Raw genomic sequence first — 17,347 nt, 5'->3', positions numbered from 1 at the left:
CCTACAGGAGGGCTCGCAAATTCGCCGGATTGTCGTGGGATGGCGCGAGATAAAGCTGCGGCGAACCCTTGTCCAGAGGGCCGGTCGATCGCGCCACGAGGGGAACTGCTGAGCATGACGTCTGATCTCATCCGCGTGGGTGTTCGTGCCGCGCTCCTCGGCATCTGCGCGATGACGCTGGCCGGATGCATGGGGCCGACCTACGGCACCGGCAAGTCGCAGGGCGGCCAGCTCTTCAGCGATCTCGACAACATCGTCTCGCTCGGCTCGACCGGCGGCGCCCGCCCCAGCTACGCGCCGCGGCCCGAACTGGTGAAGCCCAAGACCATCGGCGCGCTGCCGCCGCCGAGCGAGTCCGTATCGGCGGCCAACGACGCCGACTGGCCGGAATCGCCGGAGCGGCGCAGCGCCCGCCTGCAGGCCGCCGCGCCCGATCCCGACACCCCGCTGCCGGTCGGCTACATGACCGCGGCCAAGGACGGCATCCCGGTGGAGCGTTCCGTGCAGAGCTCGACGGTCGGGCGCCGCACCGACATGGAGAACAGCTGGCTCGACCCCAAGGCGATGGCGGGCCAACGCGTCGCGGCCACCGACGCTGCCAAGAACACCCGCCAGGGCAGCCCCGAGGTGCGCCGCTACCTCTCCGAGCCACCGCTCGCCTATCGCGCGCCGGCCGCCACCGCGCCAGTGGGCGTGCAGGGCGACGACGAGGAGGTCAAGGAGCGCCGCATGAAGGGCACCACGAGCGTCGGCTCCAAGCTGAAGAGCCTCTGGCCGTTCTGATCGTTTCCCGGCCGCCAGCGTCAGTCCCGCCGGGCCCGGAAGAAGCTGCGAAGAAGCTCGGCGGACGCCCGTTCGCCGATGCCGGAATAGACGTCCGGCGCGTGATGGCAGGTCGGCTGGGCGTAGAAGCGGGAGCCATGCTCCACCGCTCCGCCCTTCTCGTCCGCCGCGCCGTAGTAGAGCCGGCGGATGCGCGCGAAGGAGATCGTCGCCGCGCACATCGCGCAGGGCTCCAGCGTCACGTAGAGATCGAAGCCGGGCAGGCGCTCGCAGCCGACCGCCCGGCAGGCGCGGCGGATCGCCAGCACTTCGGCATGGGCCGTCGGGTCGAACAGCGCGCGGGTTTCGTTGCCGGCGCGGGCGACGATCCGCTCCTCGAACACCACCACGGCGCCGACCGGTGTCTCGCCCCGATCGGCGGCGAGATGGGCTTGCGTCAGCGCCTCGTCCATCCAGTTCACGGGCCATCGGCCTTGGCTGGCATCCAATTCCTGCGGGACACGCCGTTTCCCTCGTTTCGTCGACGGGTTTTTGATATGCGTCGCCCGAAACAAGGCATAGCGAAAAGATGAGCGACACGAACGACGGTGGCCGCCGCGGCGGCGGCAAGGGCGGACCGCGCAGCGGCGGCGGCAAGAGCGGCGGTGGCGGAGCCCGCGGCGGCGCGGGCGGCGGCGATCGCCCGCGCGGCGGCAAGCCGGCGTTCGGCGGGGCCAAGCCGGGCGGCGCGGGCGCGGGCAAGCCGTTCCGGTCGCGCCCGGCAGGAGCGGCCGGCGCGCCGCGTGGCGACGGAGAGCGATCCTTCCGGCCCCGAACCGAACGCAGCGAGGGCGAGCGCAAGCCGTTCGTCAAGCGCGAAGGCGCGGGTGGCGGCGAGGGCCGGACGTTCCGGCCGCGCACCGAGCGGACCGAGGGCGCGCGCAAGCCTTTCGTGAAGCACGAGGGCGGCGGCGCGGGGGAGGGGCGGACGTTCCGGCCCCGGACCGAACGCGGCGACGGCGAACGCAAACCCTTCGTGAAGCGCGAAGGCGGCGAGCGCGGTGCTGGAACGAGCGAGCGCAAGCCCTTCGTCAAGCGCGACGGCGAGGCCGGCGAGCGCAAGCCCTTCCGGGCGCGCACCGAGCGGCCCGAGGGCGAGCGCAAGCCGTTCGTGAAGCGTGAGGACGGCGGCGAGCGCGGCTCGTATCGCCGGCCCGAGGGCGCGGAGCGTCCCGCCCGGCAGGGCGGCGACAAGCCGTTCACGCCCCGCTCGCACGGCATGTTCTCGCATGGCGGTGCCAGAACTGAGGGCGGCGAGGCGCGTCCGCGCTCCTACGGCCGGCTGCAGCATGGCGACGTCGCCGGCGAGGCACGCAAGCCTCGCGAGTTCAAGCAGCGTTCGGGAGGCTCCGACCGGGCGGAGCGTCCGCGCCGCGAATCGCGCCGCGAATCGCGCACCGAGGCCGGCGAGCGTCCGGCCCGGCGCGAGGGCGGCGAGACCGCGTCCGACGGGTCCATGCGCATCGCCAAGCGCCTGGCGCGCGCCGGCGTCGCCTCGCGCCGCGACGCCGAGGGCATGATCGCCGACGGGCGCATCACGCTGAACGGACGCAAGCTCGACACCCCGGCGGTGGACGTGACGATGCGCGACCGCATCGAGGTGGACGGCAAGCCGTTGCCGGCGATCGAGCGTACCCGCCTCTGGCTCTTCCACAAGCCGGCCGGCCTCGTCACCACCAACCGCGACCCGGAAGGGCGCACCACCGTGTTCGACCGCCTGCCGGAGGACATGCCGCGCGTGCTCTCGATCGGGCGCCTCGACATCAACACCGAAGGCCTGCTGCTGCTGACGAACGACGGCGGGTTGGCGCGCGTCCTCGAACTTCCGGCCACGGGCTGGCTGCGGCGCTACCGGGTGCGGGCCCGCGGCGAGGTCACGCAGGCCCAGCTCGACGAGCTGCGTCAGGGCATCGCCGTCGACGGCGTGTTCTACGGCGCCATCGAGGCGACGCTCGATCGCGAGCAGGGCTCCAACGTCTGGCTGACGCTCGGCCTTCGCGAGGGCAAGAACCGCGAGGTCAAGCGCGTGCTCGGCCATCTCGGGCTCGACGTGAACCGGCTGATCCGCCTGTCGTTCGGACCGTTCCAGCTCGGCGATCTCGCCGAAGGCGCGGTGCAGGAGATCAAGGGCCGCATGCTGCGCGACCAGCTCGGCGAGCGCCTGATCGAAGAATCGGGCGCCGACTTTGACGCGCCCATCGTCAACGAGTTCACCAACCAGGCGGTGGTCGCGCCGAAGCGCACCGAGGCGAGCGAAGACCGGTCCGAGCGCGGCGCCAAGCCCAAGCGTGAGTGGATCAGCGCCACCGACTCGACGCCGAACCGCAAGAAGTTCGGCGCCGCCAAGCGCGACGACGCGCTCGGCCGGCTCGACACCAAGGCGCCGCGCTCCTTCCGCGACAAGCCGGACGGCGGCGAGCGGGGCGGGCGCACCTTCGAGAAGCGCGAGCGCCCGGCCTTCGGCGGCGGCCGCGACAAGCCCACCTTCGGCGACAAGCCGCGTCGCCCGAACGACCGGCCGAACGACCGGACTGGCGAGGCCGGCGGCGATGCGCGCGCGACGCGCCGCCCCGCGCTGAACGAGCCCAAGCGCTCCACCAACGTCTGGATGGCGCCGGGCGCCCGGGCCGTGGGCGAGGCGAAGAAGGCCGAGCGCGACGAGAAGGCCAAGCGCTTCCCTCGTACGGGCGAGCGGACGGGCGGCTTCGGCGCGCGGGGCGGCGAGCGCTCCGGCAGCGACCGTCCGCGCGGGGATCGCCCACACGGGGATCGGCCCCAGGGCGACCGGCCCCGTGGCGGGGGCGGCGGTCGCGGCCCGAAGGGCTGATCCGGCATGGCGATGCGAATCGTCGCGGGCAGCCTGAAGGGCCGCCCCCTCGCCACGCCGAAGGGCGAAGGCATCCGCCCGACGAGCGAACGCCATCGCGGAGCGCTGTTCGACATCCTGCAGCACGGCTTCGGCTTCCGCTTCGAGGGCGCCCGGGTGCTCGACCTCTTCGCCGGCACCGGCGCGCTCGGTCTGGAAGCGGTGTCGCGCGGCGCCCGCTTCTGCCTTTTCGTGGAGGAGGGCACGGAGGGGCGCGGCCTCATCCGCACCAATGTCGAAGCCTTCGGGCTGGGCGGCTGCACCAAGATCTTCCGGCGCGACGCGACGCGGCTCGGCCCCGCCGGCCCGGTGGAGCCCTTCGATCTCGTGATCGCCGATCCGCCCTACGGCCGGCGCCTCGGCGAAGCCGCGTTGGCGGGCGCGCTCGCCGGCGGCTGGCTCGCTCCCGGCGCGCTCCTCGTGCTGGAGGAGGCACTGGCGGCGCCCTTCGAGCCGATCGCGGGGCTGGTCGTCGAGGACGAGCGCGAGATGGGCGAGACGCGGCTGCGCTTCTTGCGGGCCGTGTCGATCGCTTGAGATTCCAAGCCCTTACAAAAACGTAATTGGCTCCTTTCCTCGCCGTCCGCCATATCGGACGGCGAGATGCCCGACGCAACACGAGGAAACGCCCGACGATGAAGTCCCTGTCCCGGAAGGTCCTGTGCCGGACGTCGCTCGTCCGCTCGGCCGGCACCTCGCTTCTGGCGCTGGCGCTGGGTGCCACCGCCCTGACGCCCGCCTTCGCGCAGGAGGCCCCGCGCCCGGCCGCGAGCGCCACCAAAACGAGCCCCGCCACTCCGACGCCGGCAGCCCCGACGCCGGCAGCCGCGGCTGCCGAGGCTAAGCGCCCGGCGATCGAGAGCTTCACGCTGGACAACGGCCTGCAGGTCGTGGTGCTGCCCGACCATCGCGCGCCCATCGCCACGCAGATGATCTGGTACCGCGTCGGCTCGGCCGACGAGGCGCGCGGCCAGTCGGGCATCGCCCACTTCCTCGAACACCTGATGTTCAAGGGCACGAAGGCCCATCCCGACGGCGCCTTCTCGGCGGCGGTGGCCGCGGTCGGCGGCTCGGAGAACGCCTTCACCTCCTACGACTACACGGCCTACTACCAGCAGGTGCCGGTAGAGCAGCTGCGCGAGATGATGGCCTTCGAGGCCGACCGCATGGAGAACCTCGTCCTCTCCGACGAGGCGGTGCTGCCCGAGCGCGACGTCATTCTCGAAGAGCGCCGGATGCGGGTCGACAACGACCCCGGCGCGCAGCTCTCCGAGGCGGTGGACGCCGCGCTCTTCGCCAACAGCCCCTACGGCACGCCGGTGATCGGCTGGCGGCAGGAGATGGAGAAGCTGTCGCGCGACCAGGCGATCGCCTTCTACGACAAGTACTACACGCCCAACAACGCGACGCTGCTGGTGGCCGGCGACGTGACGCTCGATCAGGTGCGCGCCTATGCCGAGGAGACCTACGGCCAGGTGAAGCGGCGCGCCGAGCCCGGCGAGCGCCAGCGCCCGCAGGAGCCCGAGCCGCTGGCCGCGCGCACCGTCTCGCTGTCGGACGCGCGGGTCACGCAGCCAAGCGTCCAGACTACCTATCTCGCCCCTTCCGAGAACAATGCCGAGCCCGGCGAGGCCGAGGCGCTCGATCTCCTCGCCGACATTCTCGGCGGCGGCACCACCAGCCGGCTCTATCGCGCACTCGTGGTGGAGCAGGGCATCGCCGCCGGCACCGGCGCCTACTACCAGGGCACGGCGCTTGACGACGGGCAGTTCATGACCTACGGCACGCCGCGCGGCGAGGCGACGCTGGCGCAGGTGGAAGCGGCCATCGACGGCGAGATCGTGCGGCTCGTCAAGGACGGCGTGACGCCGGCCGAGCTCGAGGCCGCCAAGAACCGGGTGCGCAAGGCGCTGATCTACCAGCGCGACAACCAGACCTCGATGGCGCGCCGCTACGGCGCCGCGCTCTCCACCGGTCAGACCATCGCCGACGTCGAGAGCTGGCCGGAGCGGATCGAGGCCGTGAGCGTCGATCAGGTGAACGCCGCGGCGCGCGCCATTCTCGACAAGAAACGCTCGGTCACCGGCACGCTGCTGCCGGCCGCCGCCGAGACGGCGGCCGACGCCAAGGCGCCCGAGGGCACGCCCGCCGCCGCCGGCGCGGTGGACCCGGCGGCCGGCGCTCCGGCGCCCGGCGACACGCGCTCCTGACGAACGGATCCCATTCTATGAACGCTCTTCTCCATTCGTTTCGCCGGGCGACGCTCGCCCTCGGCTTCACGGGCCTGGCATCGCTCGGCCTCGCGACGGTGGCCCAAGCCGTCGACATCCAGGAGGTGACGAGCCCTGGCGGCATCAAGGCGCTTCTGGTCGAGGACTACACCAACCCGCTGATCGCCATGCGCTTCGCCTTCGAGGGCGCGGGCTCGACGCAGGACAAGCCGGGCAAGGAGGGCATCGCCAACCTTCTCTCGGGGCTTCTCGACGAGGGCGCCGGCGACATCACCAGCCAGGCCTTCCAGGGCAAGCTCGACGAACTCGGCGTCAGCCTCTCCTACGATGCCGGCTACGACAATTTCTCCGGCAACTTCCGCACCATCGTCGAGAACGAGGATGCCGCCTTCGACCTGCTGCGCCTTTCGGTCAACGAGCCGCGCTTCGACGAGGAGCCGGTGGCGCGCATCCGCGGCCAGATCGCGGCGGGCATCGTCTCGGAGGAGAACGATCCCGGCACGCTCGCCGGCAAGGCCTTCCGCACGACTGTCTTCCCGGACCATCCCTATTCGCGCCCCGTCGAGGGCACGGTCGCGACGTTGAACACGGTCACGGCCGACGATCTCAGAGCCTTCCGCCAGACGACCTTCGGGCGCGACAATCTCGTGGTCGGCGTCGTCGGGGCGATCGACGCGGCGACGCTCGGCCGGCGTCTCGACGAGGTGTTCGGCCCGCTGCGCCAGACGGCGGAACTGACGACCGTCCCCGACGTGCAGCCGGTGACGGGCAAGGTGGAGGCGGTGACGCTCGCCGTGCCGCAGACGCAGATCCAGTTCGTGCTGCCCGGCGTCAAGCGCGACGCGCCGGACTTCTTCGCCGCCTATCTCGCCAACCATGTGCTCGGCGGCGGCTCCTTCACCTCGCGCCTCTACCAGGAGATCCGCGAGAAGCGGGGTCTGGCCTACGGCGCCGGGTCCTCGCTGTCGAACTACGACCACGCGTCGCTGCTGGCCGGCTCCACCGCGACGCGGGCCGACAAGGCGGCGGAAAGCGTCGCGATCATCCGCGAGCAGTTGAAGCAGCTGGCCGAAAACGGGCCGTCGGCGGAGGAACTCGACAAGGCGAAGGCCTTCGTGAAGGGCTCCTACGCCGTGCAGAACCTCTCCTCGTCGCTGTCGATCGCCTCCACCCTCGTCGGCATCCAACTCGACGATCTCGGCATCGACTATATCGACCGCCGGCAGGCGCTGATCGACGCGGTGACGCTCGACGACGTCAAAGCGGTGGCCAAGCGCCTCCTTTCGGTTGAGCCGACTGTCATCACCGTCGGTCCCGCCGCCTGATCGGGCGGGCGGGGCTGACAGAAGCGGTCCCGCCGCCCATCTTCACTTTCCAGCGTCTCGGACCCTTCTCGTCCGCCATCCCGTGATGGGGCGCCGGACGAGAGGGGAAGCCTGCCGATGTCCGTTAGTCCCACTTCTCCCTCTCCGCTCTCCGATCCCAGCATCGGCCTCGCGCTCGGCGGCGGCGGGGCGCGGGGCCTCGCACATATCCACGTTCTCCAGGCCTTCGACGATCTCAGCCTCAAGCCCGCGCGGATCGCGGGATCGTCGATCGGAGCGCTGATCGGCGCGGCCTTCGCGGCCGGCCTCACGGCGCGGGAGATCCGTGCCCATGTGTTCGAGGCGCTCGCCAACCGCCGCCTCGTGGTCGGCACGCTCTGGCGCACGCGGCCGCCTTCCTTCGCCGAGTTCATCGCGGAAGGCGGGCTGCGGTTCGGGCAGCTCAATGCCGAGCGGGTCATCGCGGCCTTCCTGCCGGCGCGCGTGCCCGGCCAGTTCGAGGATCTCGCGATCCCGCTGACGGTCATCGCCACCGACTTCTTCGCCGGCCGCGAATGCGAACTGACGAGCGGGCCCCTTCCATCCGCAATCGCCGCCTCCGCTGCCATTCCCGCGGTGTTTCGTCCGGTGCGGCGCGACGGTGTGGTGCTGGTCGACGGCGGCATCACCAATCCGCTGCCCTTCGACGTGGCCGCTCGCGGCTGCGACCTCGTGGTCGCCTGCGACGTCACCGGCGGGCCGGTCGCCTCCGGCGCGCCCCTGCCGCGTCCGATCGAGACGATGTTCGGCGCCTCGCAGTTGATGATGCAGGCGATCATCCGCGCCAAGCTCGCCTGCGGGGCGCCGGAGATCTTCGTGCAGCCGGCGGTGTCCGGCTATGGCGTGCTCGACTTCCTGCGCGCCCGCGTGATCGTGGAAGAGACGAGCCCGGTGCGCGAACAGACCAAGCGCGCCATCGAGGCGGCCTTCGCGGGCCGCGGCTGGCCGCTCGGGCGGCCATCGCCGGAGGAGGTGGCGCGCACGGTCGCCTGAGCGCATGGCGGTTCAGGCGGTGGGGTTCAGGCGGTAGCGGTCTCTTCGAGAAAGCGCATCAACCCGCTCTCCACTTTCGTCAGCCCTTCGCGCCTGCGCCCCTTCAGCAGATTTCGCGGCAGGCGCTCTTCCTCGAAGGCCGAGACGATCTCGGGATGGACGTAGGACGCGCGCGCCACGGCTGGCGTGTTGCGCAGCACCTCGCTGACGGCGCGCATGGCCTTCGCCACGGCGCGCTTGCGTTTGGCCTCGGTGTCGGTCTCCGCCGGCTTCACCTCCTCGACCAGAAAGCGCAGAGCCTCGGCCGATCCGTGGAAAGTGCGGAAGTCCTTGGCCGAAATCCGCTTGCCGGCGGAATCGCGCAGGTAGGCGTTCAGCCGGTTGGCGGTCAGGTCATGGGCCTTGTGGTCGGCGCCGCGATAGTGGAACAGGCGCTTGCCGCGCCCGGCGCGCATCTTCTCGAGCGAGCGCACGAGGTTGCGGTCCTCGATCTCGATGACGTTGAGCTTGCGCGACTTGCCGACGAACTTGAGCACCGCACGGCTTTTGCCGAGGCGCAGGTCTCCCTTGCGCAGCGACGCGACGCCGCGCCCGCCGTCCTCGGCGTACTTCTCGTGTCCCGGGCGCATCGCGGCGACGTCGATCAGCCGGGCGGCGACGGCGGAGGTGGTGCGTTCGTCCAGCGCGGGTCGGCGAAGATCCTTTTCCATCCGCCTGCGCAGCTTCGGCAGCGCCCGGCCGAAGCGCAGCAGGCGCTCGGTCTTCACGGCGTTGCGCACGTTCACCCAGTCGTCGTGGTAACGGTATTGCAGCCGGCCTTTCTCGTCGCGCCCGATCGCCTGGATATGGCCGTTCTCCTCGACGCAGATCTTCACGTCGGCCCAGGCGGGCGGGATCACCAGCGCCTTGACCCGCGCCTTCAGCCGCTTGTCGGTGATCGTCTCGCCGCCGGCGAAGACGATGCGATGCTGGCTTCCGTGCTTGCGCCGCTCGACCGTGAAGTCGGCGGGATCGACCATAAGAAGGCCGAAGCGCAGGGCATGGAATTCGAGACGCTTGTTCATGGACGGGCACACCGGTGATCGTGCGAGCCAACGCCCTTTCGCGCCGCGTCGTTCCCTTGCGCGCACAGAGCGGCGTGGGCTGCGACGATTCAACCCCGCCGCTTGCGGCATTCGTCGGGGAACGAGGGATGCGGCGCCCGCATTGCCCCGCCAACCATCATCGGAGACGGCATCATGACAGGCATTCGCAAGGGCACCGAGGTCGAGTGGAAATACGGCAAGGGCACCGCGACCGGTAAGGTCGAGGAGACCTTCACCGACAAGGTGACGAAAGAGATCAAGGGCAAGGAGATCACTCGCAACGCCACGAAGGACGAGCCCGCCTATCTCGTGAAGCAGGAGGACGGCGCCGAGGCGTTGAAGAAGGACAGCGAGGTCCACAAGGCGAAGTGAGACCTGGCGTCATGCGCCGTCGCCGGATCAATCGGCGGCGGCGGACTCCTCGGCCAGCCGCACGCTGAGCGGCTTCTGCCCCCGCGGCCGGCGCTTGGGGCCCGCCGGTTCGCCGTCGCGCCCGGCGCGCGGCTTGACCAGCGGTTCCGGCGTCGCCTTGTTCGGCGCGAAGACGCTGCCGCCGGCGCCGAGGCCTCGGGCCTGCTGCAGCACCAGACGCTCGGCATCGCGCTTGCGCACGTCCTCGACGATCTCGCGCACCCGGGCCGTCTCGAAGCCGAGCTCTTCCAGCGTCTGGCCGCCGAAGCGCAGCGCCGATTCCAGCGTCTCGCGGATCTCGAACGAGACGCCGCGCTCGCGCAGCACCAGCGAGTGGTTTCGGTCGTAGGAGCGCACGAAGAGCGACACGTTCGGAAATTCCGAGCGGATGAGATCGACGATCTGGTTCGTCACCTCCGGCTTGTTGGTGCAGACCGCCACGATCTTCGCCTGCCGGATGCCGGCGGCCTCCAGCACCTCGCGCCGCAGCCCCGAGCCGAAATAGATGCGGAAGCCGAAGCGACCGGCGGTCTTGATGCGCTCGGCCGAGGAATCGAGGATCGTCATCTCCAGGCCGCTGGAGAGCAGCACCTGCGCCGCCATCTGCCCGAAGCGCGAGAAGCCGATCATCAGGATGTCGGAGCCGGCGCCCTCGAAATCCTCCTCCAGTTGCTCGCCCTCGTCGTCCTCCTCCTCCGTCAGCCGGCGGCCGAGATAGGCGGTGAGGGGGGTGAGCGCCATCGACAGCGTGACGACGGCGACGAGGAGCGAGCCCACCGCGCCGTCGAAGATCGCCGCGCCGCTGGCGGCCGAGAACAGCACGAAGGCGAACTCGCCGCCCTGCGGCAGCACGAGGCTGGTGCGCAGGGCGTTAGCGTGATTCTCGCCGAAGACGCGGCAGAGCGGATAGAGGATCGCCGCCTTCACCGCCATCAGCGCGGGCGCGCCGAGGAGGATGATCCACCAGTTGTCGCGGATCACCGCGATGTCGAGCGACAGGCCGACGGCGATGAAGAACAGGCCAAGCAGCAGGCCGCGGAACGGGTCGATATTGGCTTCCAGCTCGTGCCGGTAGGAGGATTCGGCCAGAAGCACGCCGGCGATGAAGGAGCCCATCGCCATCGAGAATCCGGCAAGGCCCATGAGAAGCGCCGAGGCCAGTACCACGAAGAGCGCCGCGGCGATCATCACCTCGCGCGCGCCGGCATTGGCAAGCACGCGAAACAGCGGGTTGATGAGATAGCGCCCGGCCAGCACGAGCAGCAGCAGCGCGCCGAAGGACTTGGCGATCGCCACGGGATCGATCCCCGCCGCGGCCTCCGCGCCACCGCCGGGCGCCAGCACCGGCAGCAGCGCCAGCAGCGGCACGATGGCGAGATCCTGGAACAGGAGCACCGAGAAGGACGCCTGCCCGAAACGCGTGTTGAGGCTGCCCGATTCCTGCAGAAGCTGCAGCGCGAAGGCGGTGGAGGAGAGCGCGAGGCCGAAGCCGATGACGCTCGCGGCGCGCCAGCCGAGCGGCAGCAGCATGAGGAGGCCGGCGAGCACCGCGCCGGTGAGAAGCACCTGCGCGAGGCCGAGACCGAAGATCTGGCGACGCAGCGACCAGAGGCGCGAGAGCTTCAGCTCCAGACCGATGATGAAGAGCAGGAACACGACGCCGAGTTCGCCGATATGGAGGATCTCGCCCTTGCCGCTCTCGATCACGCGCAGCACCGGCCCGAGCACGATGCCGGCGAAGAGATAGCCGAGCACGGTCCCGAGGCCGATGCGCTTGAACAGCGTTCCCGCGACGATGCCGCCGCCGAGAATGAGGAGGACTTCCAGAAACAGCGGCGCGGTCTCTTCCATGGGGTCTCCCGCAAGATCGAATCGCCTGCCGCGCCGAAGCAGCAGCTTGATTGACGCGAATCGCATAATAGATGGTGCGGATGCAAAAGCTTCGGCGGTTTTCACGATGAACGACGATATCCAGCGCCTGGCCGACCTCGGCGACCGGTTGATCGGGGCCGCGCGCCGCCATGGCGCGGATGCGGCGGACGCCGCGTCGGTCCTCTCGCGATCCCGCTCGGCGCAGGTCCGGCTCGGCAAGGTCGAGGAACTGGAATCGTCGGAGAGCGACGACCTTTCCTTACGCGTCTTCGTCGGGCGGCGCGTCGCGACCGTCTCCGCCGACATCCGCGCTGACGCCGACCGCCTGGCCGAGCGCGCGGTGGCGATGGCGAAGGTCTCGCCGGAAGACCCCTATGCCGGGCTCGCCGACCCCGCGCTTCTCTCGTCGGGCGAGCTCGATCTCGACCTCTACGACGACACCGAGATCGCCGGCGAGGCGCTGGTCGAGGCGGCGAAGGCGATGGAGGCCGCGGCGCTCGACGTCGCGGGCGTCACCAATTCGGGCGGCGCCAGCGCGGGCACCGGCGTCACCGGTCTCGTCTTGGTGACGAGCACGGGCTTTCGCGGCTGGCGGATGCGTTCGGGCTATTCGCGCTCGGTCAGCGTCGTCGCCGGCGAGGGCACGGGCATGGAACGCGACTACGACTTCGATTCGCGCATGCATGCCGGCGATCTCGACGCGGCGGACGCGATCGGCCGCCGGGCGGGCGAGCGTGCGGTGCGTCGTCTCTCGCCGGCCAAGGTGCCGACGGGCCGCTATCCCATCGTGCTCGATCCGCGCGTCTCGCGCGGGCTGATCGGCAGCCTTCTCGGTGCGATCAACGGCGCCGGCATCGCGCGCGGCACCAGCTTCCTCAAGAACCGGATGGGCAGCCGTGTCCTGCCGGAGGGCATGGATCTCCTCGATGAGCCGCTGCTCGTGCGCCGTCCGGGCTCGCGCCCCTTCGACGGCGAGGGCCTGCGCGGCGAGCGGCTGGCGCTGGTGGAGGACGGCATCCTGCGCCACTGGCTGCTCGACGGCGCCACGGCGCGCGAGCTGGGCCTCCAGCCCAACGGGCGAGCGTCGCGTTCTTCCTCCGGCGTCTCGCCCTCCTCCACCAACGTCTCGCTGACCAAGGGCGCGCGCAGCCCGGCCGACCTGATCCGCGATACGAATCGGGGCATCTACGTCACCGAGATGATCGGGCAGGGCGCCAATCTCGTGACCGGCGACTACTCGCGCGGCGCGTCGGGCTTCATGATCGAGAACGGCGTGCTGACCCATCCCGTCTCGGAGTTCACCGTCGCCGGCCATCTCGGCGACATGCTGCTCGCGATCGAGGCCGCCGACGACGGCGATCCGCGCTTCTCGGTGGACGTGCCGACCCTTCGCGTCGGCGAGATGACGGTGGCCGGATCCTGATGGCGGACGAGGGCCACCTCGACGATCTCGCGCTCATCGCCGATGCCGCGGCCGAGGCGGGCCGGATCGCGCTGGGTTTCTGGAAGCGCGATCCGCAAGTCTTCTGGAAGGGCAATTCGCCCGTCTCGGAAGCCGACTTCGCCGCCGACGACCATCTGCGGCGCACGCTGCTCGCCGCGCGGCCGACCTATGGCTGGATCTCCGAGGAGACGGCGGCCCGCCCGGCGGGCGAGGGCGAGGAGCGGTTCTTCGTGGTGGACCCGATCGACGGTACGCGCTCCTTCCTGCGCGGCGAGACGACCTGGTGCATCTCGGTGGCCGTGATTGCGTGCGGGCGGCCCGTCGCCGGCGTCATCGACGCACCGGCGCTGCGCGAGGTGCTGACGGCGACAGCGGGCGGACCGGCGCTGCTCGGCGGCGAGACCATCTCGGTCGCCGCGCCCGACCCCGGCAGCCCGCTGCGCCTCTCGATGCCCGACGGCATGCGGCGGCGTCTGGAGGCCGAGCACGGCGCCCGGATCGCCTTCCAGCCCGGCGTGCCCTCGCTGGCCTGGCGTCTGGCGCTGGTGGCGAGCGGCCGGCTCGATGGAACGCTGATCGGGCCGCGCGCCAACGACTGGGACATCGCGGCCGGCGACCTCATTCTCGAGCGGGCCGGCGGGGCGCTGGCGCGGCTCGACGCCGGGCGCCACCTTTACAATCCGGCGTCGGAAAGGCATGGCGTTCTCGTCGCGGGCGGCGTCGGGCATCTGGATCGCCTTCTCGCCTACGGCGCCGCCGCGGCTTGAGCCGTTGTCCCGTTCCTTTCGGAGTTTCAGCCCATGGTCACCGAAAACGAGTCCAAGCAGCGCCTTCACTTGGTCTTCGGCGGCGAGCTGACCTCGCTGAAGTCGGTCGACTTCCGCGACCTGTCGGCGCTCGACATCGTCGGCATCTATCCCGACTACGCGTCGGCGCTGACGGCGTGGCGCGGCAAGGCGCAGGCGACCGTCGACAACGCGGCGATGCGCTATTTCATCGTCCACATGCACCGGCTCCTCGATCCCGAGCTGTCGTGAGCGCCAGCCCCGTGAGCGCCAGACCCGTGAGCGAGCGCGTCGCCGGCCATGGATGACCAGCCACCGGTCGCTGCCGGCGGGCCGCCGCGGCGGCGGCGCCTGCGGGTGCGCCTGCAGCGGCGGATGAAGACGCTGTCCCGCTCGCCGGCCGTGGTCCGCTTCGTGGGTCGGGCGATCTACGAGGCGCTGCGTCTCGTGTACGCGACGCAGCGCCGGGCAGCGGGATCGAGCGATTTTGCCGCGATCCTCGCGCGAGAGCATCCCGCGATCGTGGCGCTCTGGCACGGCCAGCACCTGCTTGCGCCCTTCTTCCGGCCGCGCAGGCTGCCCTACGTGGCGCTGCTCTCGCGCAACGCCGACGCCGAGATCAACGCCGCCGTGGTGGAGCGTTTCGGCATCGCCACGGTGCGCGGCTCGGGCGGCCGGGTGCGCGAGGCCGCCTCGCAGAAGGGCGGCGCGCGCGCGCTGATCCAGCTCATGCGCCAGCTGCGCGAGGGGTTCGGCGTCTGCATGATCGCCGACGTGCCCAAGGGCGTGGCGCGCGAGGCGGGGCTCGGCATCGTCACGCTCGCCCGCCTTTCGGGGCGCCCGATCGTGCCGAGCGCGGCGGTGACGAGCCGGCGCCGGGTGCTCGAAAAAACCTGGGACCGGACCACGCTTCCGCTGCCCTTCGGCCGCATTGCCGTGGTGATGGAAGAGCCGATCATGGTGCCTGCCGACGCCGACGCCGCCGTGCTGGAGGCAGTCCGCGTGCAGCTGACCGCGGCGATCGAGCGGGCGAATCGAAGAGCCATCGAACTGGCGGACGGGAACGGAACGCATTGAGCGAAGGCTGGGCAAGGACCGCGCTGGCGGCCTATCGGATGGCGGGCTCGTTCGCCTATCCCGGCATCGGGGCCTATGTCGGCTGGCGCACCGCGCGCGGCAAGGAGGAGCGCGGCCGTCGCCGCGAACGCTACGGCTACCCCGGCGAGCCGCGCCCGGCGGACGCGCCGCTGGTCTGGATTCATGCGGCCAGCGTCGGCGAGAGCATCGCGGTGGCCTCGCTCGTGCGCACGATCGCGGCCGACGGGATCTGCGTCCTGATGACGACGGGCACGGTGACCTCCGCCGTGCTCGTGCGCGAGCGCCTCGGCGACTGCGTGCTCCACCAATACGTGCCGCTCGACATCACCTCCTGCGTGCGCCGCTTTCTCGACCACTGGCGGCCCGATCTCGCGATCATCGCCGAGAGCGAGATCTGGCCGGTGACGATGACCGAACTGGCCAGGCGCAAGATCCCGCAGATTCTCGTCAACGCGCGACTGTCGGATCGCTCGTTCCAGCGCTGGCGCTCGGTGCCGCGGCTGGCCGAGGCGCTCATCGAGAACCTCGCGCATATCGTGGCGCAGTCCGACATCGACGGCGAGCGCTACCATCTCCTCGGCGCGCGGGCCGTCACCATCTCGGGCAACCTCAAGGCCGACGTCGAGGCGCCCCCGGTGAACTCCGAGGATCTCGCCGACGCCCGGCGCATTCTCGGCCTTCGCCCGGTCTGGGCGGCGATCTCCACGCACGAGGGCGAGGAGGCGATGGCCGCCGACATCCACCTGCGCCTGCGCGAGGATCGGCCCCGCCTCCTGACCATCGTGGTGCCGCGTCATGTCGAGCGCGCCGACGCGGTGGAGAAGGAGATGCGCGCCCGTGGGCTGACGGTGGCCCGCTGGAGCCGCGGTGAATTGCCGGACCCCACCACCGACATCCTGCTCGGCGACACGATGGGCGACATGGGCTTCTACCTGCGCCTCACCGAGATCGCCTTCGTCGGCAAGTCGATCCACGGCGAGGGTGGGCAGAACCCGCTGGAGGCGGCGATGCTGGGCGCGGCCGTCCTGTCCGGCCGTTTCGTGCAGAACTTCCGCGAGGTCTACCAGCGCCTGATCGACGCCGGCGGCGCGCGCATCGTGCGCGACCGCGAGGAACTCGCCGACAACGTCGCCGAACTCTTCGCTCATCCCGAGATGCGACGGGCGATGATCGCCAGCGCCGCGGGGGCCGTGAACGAGATGAGCGGAGGTCTTCGCCGCACGATGGCGGCGCTCGATCCCTTCCTCCTGCCGCTGCGCCTGCAGCAGAGGCTCGATCGCCGCACTCCCGACCGCCGTGACGGGGACGTCCGCTGATGCGCGCGCCCGGCTTCTGGTGGCGTGAGGTCAGTTGGGGCGCCCGGGCGCTGGCCCCCGTCGCCGCGCTCTTCGGGGCGATCGCCGGGCGGCGGATGGATCGCGGCGTGCGCGCCGACGCCGGACTGCCGGTGATCTGCGTCGGCAATCTGACGCTCGGCGGCGGCGGCAAGACGCCGACCTGCCTCGCGCTCGCCGCCGCGGCGCGAGGTCTTGGCCTGCGTCCCGGCTTCCTGACGCGCGGCTACGGCGGGCGCGAGCGCGGCGCGGTCCTCGTCGACCCCGCCCGGCACGACGCGCGAGCCGTCGGCGACGAGGCGATGCTGCTCGCTGCCGCCGCGCCCACCGCCGTCTCGCGCGACCGGCTGGCCGGCGCGCGGCGGCTGTGCGAGGCCGACTGCGACCTCGCGATCATGGACGACGGCTTCCAGAGCGCGCATCTTCGCTGCGATCTCGCGCTCGTGGTGGTGGACGGCGTGCGGGGGGTGGGCAACGGCCGGGTGTTTCCCGCCGGCCCGCTGCGCGCGCCGCTGATGACGCAGCTTCGCCACGCCGACGCGATCCTGACCGTCGGGGCCGGGCCGGACGCTCGTCCGGGCTTCGCGGCGCCCGGCCTGTCGCATTTCACCGCCGACATCCTCTCGCCGAACGGCGCGGAGTTCGCGGGGGTGCGTGTCCTCGCCTTCTCGGGCATCGCCGATCCCGGCAAGTTCCACCGCTCGCTACGAGCGGCGGGCGCCGAGATCGTGGCCCGGAGCGACTATCCCGACCACCACGTCTTCGGCGCCGACGACGCGCGCGGCCTCCTTCAGGAGGCCGACAGCCTCGGCGCCCGGCTGGTCACCACCGCCAAGGACGCCCAGCGCCTGCACGCCGCCTCGGCCGGCGTGGTGCGGGCTCTCCATGAGCGTACGAGCGTGCTCGAACACGAACTGCGCTTCGCCGGCGAGGGCGACGCAGAGGCGATCCTGCGCCGGGCGCTCGACGCCTATGCCGCCCGAGAAGCCGCCGCCTAGAGCCGATGGGGCGGCACGTGTTTGCCAGATCGGCTCCAGTCCCT

Annotated in this window: 16 protein-coding genes; 13 read left to right on the top strand and 3 right to left on the bottom strand. The window is 71.2% G+C overall.

The annotated features are described in order from the left end of the window. The first annotated feature begins 114 nt into the window (after nt 1-114). Entirely contained in the window at nt 115-783 is a 669-nt protein-coding gene (locus GGR04_RS02300) for a hypothetical protein (RefSeq protein ID WP_246392631.1), read from the top strand. A gap of 20 nt (nt 784-803) precedes the next feature. On the opposite strand, the gene GGR04_RS02295 is transcribed toward GGR04_RS02300, so the two are convergent. After that, complete coding sequence (locus GGR04_RS02295) at nt 804-1,235, bottom strand: nucleoside deaminase (RefSeq protein ID WP_183198988.1); 432 nt, start codon at nt 1,233-1,235, stop codon at nt 804-806. 116 nt (nt 1,236-1,351) lie between these two features. Between GGR04_RS02295 and GGR04_RS02290 the strand changes: the two genes are divergently transcribed. The 5 genes from GGR04_RS02290 (at nt 1,352) to GGR04_RS02270 (ending at nt 8,276) form a co-directional block, all read left to right on the top strand. Next, nucleotides 1,352-3,649 (top strand): pseudouridine synthase, encoded by a 2,298-nt coding sequence (locus tag GGR04_RS02290; RefSeq protein WP_183197434.1) that lies wholly within the window; start codon nt 1,352-1,354, stop codon nt 3,647-3,649. 12 nt (nt 3,650-3,661) lie between these two features. Next, nucleotides 3,662-4,225, top strand: coding sequence for a 16S rRNA (guanine(966)-N(2))-methyltransferase RsmD (gene rsmD / locus GGR04_RS02285; RefSeq protein ID WP_183198987.1), 564 nt, complete (start codon nt 3,662-3,664; stop codon nt 4,223-4,225). Nucleotides 4,226-4,323: 98 nt separating this feature from the next. Then, nucleotides 4,324-5,898 (top strand): M16 family metallopeptidase, encoded by a 1,575-nt coding sequence (locus GGR04_RS02280; protein WP_183197432.1) that lies wholly within the window; start codon nt 4,324-4,326, stop codon nt 5,896-5,898. Between the two features lie 17 nt (nt 5,899-5,915). Next, nucleotides 5,916-7,244: a M16 family metallopeptidase gene (locus tag GGR04_RS02275; RefSeq protein WP_183197430.1), complete on the top strand. Its 1,329-nt coding sequence runs from the start codon at nt 5,916-5,918 to the stop codon at nt 7,242-7,244. Between the two features lie 117 nt (nt 7,245-7,361). Then, a complete protein-coding gene (locus tag GGR04_RS02270; protein ID WP_183197427.1) occupies nt 7,362-8,276 on the top strand; it encodes a patatin-like phospholipase family protein in 915 nt (304 codons plus the stop codon). A 26-nt stretch (nt 8,277-8,302) separates the two neighbouring features. Here the strand turns inward: GGR04_RS02270 and GGR04_RS02265 are convergent, their stop codons facing one another. Continuing rightward, nucleotides 8,303-9,340, bottom strand: coding sequence for a DNA topoisomerase IB (locus GGR04_RS02265; RefSeq protein ID WP_183197425.1), 1,038 nt, complete (start codon nt 9,338-9,340; stop codon nt 8,303-8,305). 174 nt (nt 9,341-9,514) lie between these two features. On the opposite strand from GGR04_RS02265, the gene GGR04_RS02260 reads away from it, so the two are divergent. Then, nucleotides 9,515-9,733, top strand: a complete 219-nt coding sequence (locus GGR04_RS02260; protein WP_183197423.1) for a hypervirulence associated TUDOR domain-containing protein — start codon at nt 9,515-9,517, stop codon at nt 9,731-9,733. 27 nt (nt 9,734-9,760) lie between these two features. Here the strand turns inward: GGR04_RS02260 and GGR04_RS02255 are convergent, their stop codons facing one another. Next, nucleotides 9,761-11,623 carry a monovalent cation:proton antiporter-2 (CPA2) family protein gene (locus GGR04_RS02255; protein ID WP_183197421.1) on the bottom strand — a complete coding sequence of 621 codons (1,863 nt, stop codon included), beginning with the start codon at nt 11,621-11,623 and terminating at the stop codon, nt 9,761-9,763. Nucleotides 11,624-11,729: 106 nt separating this feature from the next. On the opposite strand from GGR04_RS02255, the gene GGR04_RS02250 reads away from it, so the two are divergent. From GGR04_RS02250 to lpxK, 6 genes are read left to right on the top strand one after another with little or no spacing between them, the layout of a single operon-like run. After that, complete coding sequence (locus GGR04_RS02250) at nt 11,730-13,067, top strand: TldD/PmbA family protein (RefSeq protein WP_183197419.1); 1,338 nt, start codon at nt 11,730-11,732, stop codon at nt 13,065-13,067. After that, entirely contained in the window at nt 13,067-13,855 is a 789-nt protein-coding gene (locus GGR04_RS02245; protein ID WP_183197417.1) for a 3'(2'),5'-bisphosphate nucleotidase CysQ, read from the top strand. Before GGR04_RS02250 ends, GGR04_RS02245 begins: the two co-directional genes overlap by 1 nt. Before the next feature lie 33 nt (nt 13,856-13,888). Beyond that, the gene (locus tag GGR04_RS02240) at nt 13,889-14,125 is read left to right on the top strand and encodes a DUF4170 domain-containing protein (RefSeq protein ID WP_183197415.1); all 237 of its coding nucleotides are present in this window, start codon (nt 13,889-13,891) and stop codon (nt 14,123-14,125) included. Nucleotides 14,126-14,173: 48 nt separating this feature from the next. Further along, entirely contained in the window at nt 14,174-14,950 is a 777-nt protein-coding gene (locus GGR04_RS02235) for a lysophospholipid acyltransferase family protein (protein WP_183197414.1), read from the top strand. Next, nucleotides 14,947-16,287 carry a lipid IV(A) 3-deoxy-D-manno-octulosonic acid transferase gene (waaA, locus tag GGR04_RS02230; RefSeq protein ID WP_183197412.1) on the top strand — a complete coding sequence of 447 codons (1,341 nt, stop codon included), beginning with the start codon at nt 14,947-14,949 and terminating at the stop codon, nt 16,285-16,287. Before GGR04_RS02235 ends, waaA begins: the two co-directional genes overlap by 4 nt. Next, entirely contained in the window at nt 16,287-17,303 is a 1,017-nt protein-coding gene (lpxK, locus tag GGR04_RS02225; RefSeq protein WP_183197410.1) for a tetraacyldisaccharide 4'-kinase, read from the top strand. The genes waaA and lpxK overlap by 1 nt, the downstream gene beginning before the upstream one ends. Nucleotides 17,304-17,347: the final 44 nt, after the last annotated feature.

Origin of the sequence: Aureimonas pseudogalii, assembly GCF_014196835.1 — a bacterium.
Lineage (GTDB): Bacteria > Pseudomonadota > Alphaproteobacteria > Rhizobiales > Rhizobiaceae > Aureimonas > Aureimonas pseudogalii.
The sequence above is the reverse complement of the archived record's forward strand: the minus strand, read 5'-3'. Positions and strand labels throughout refer to the sequence as shown.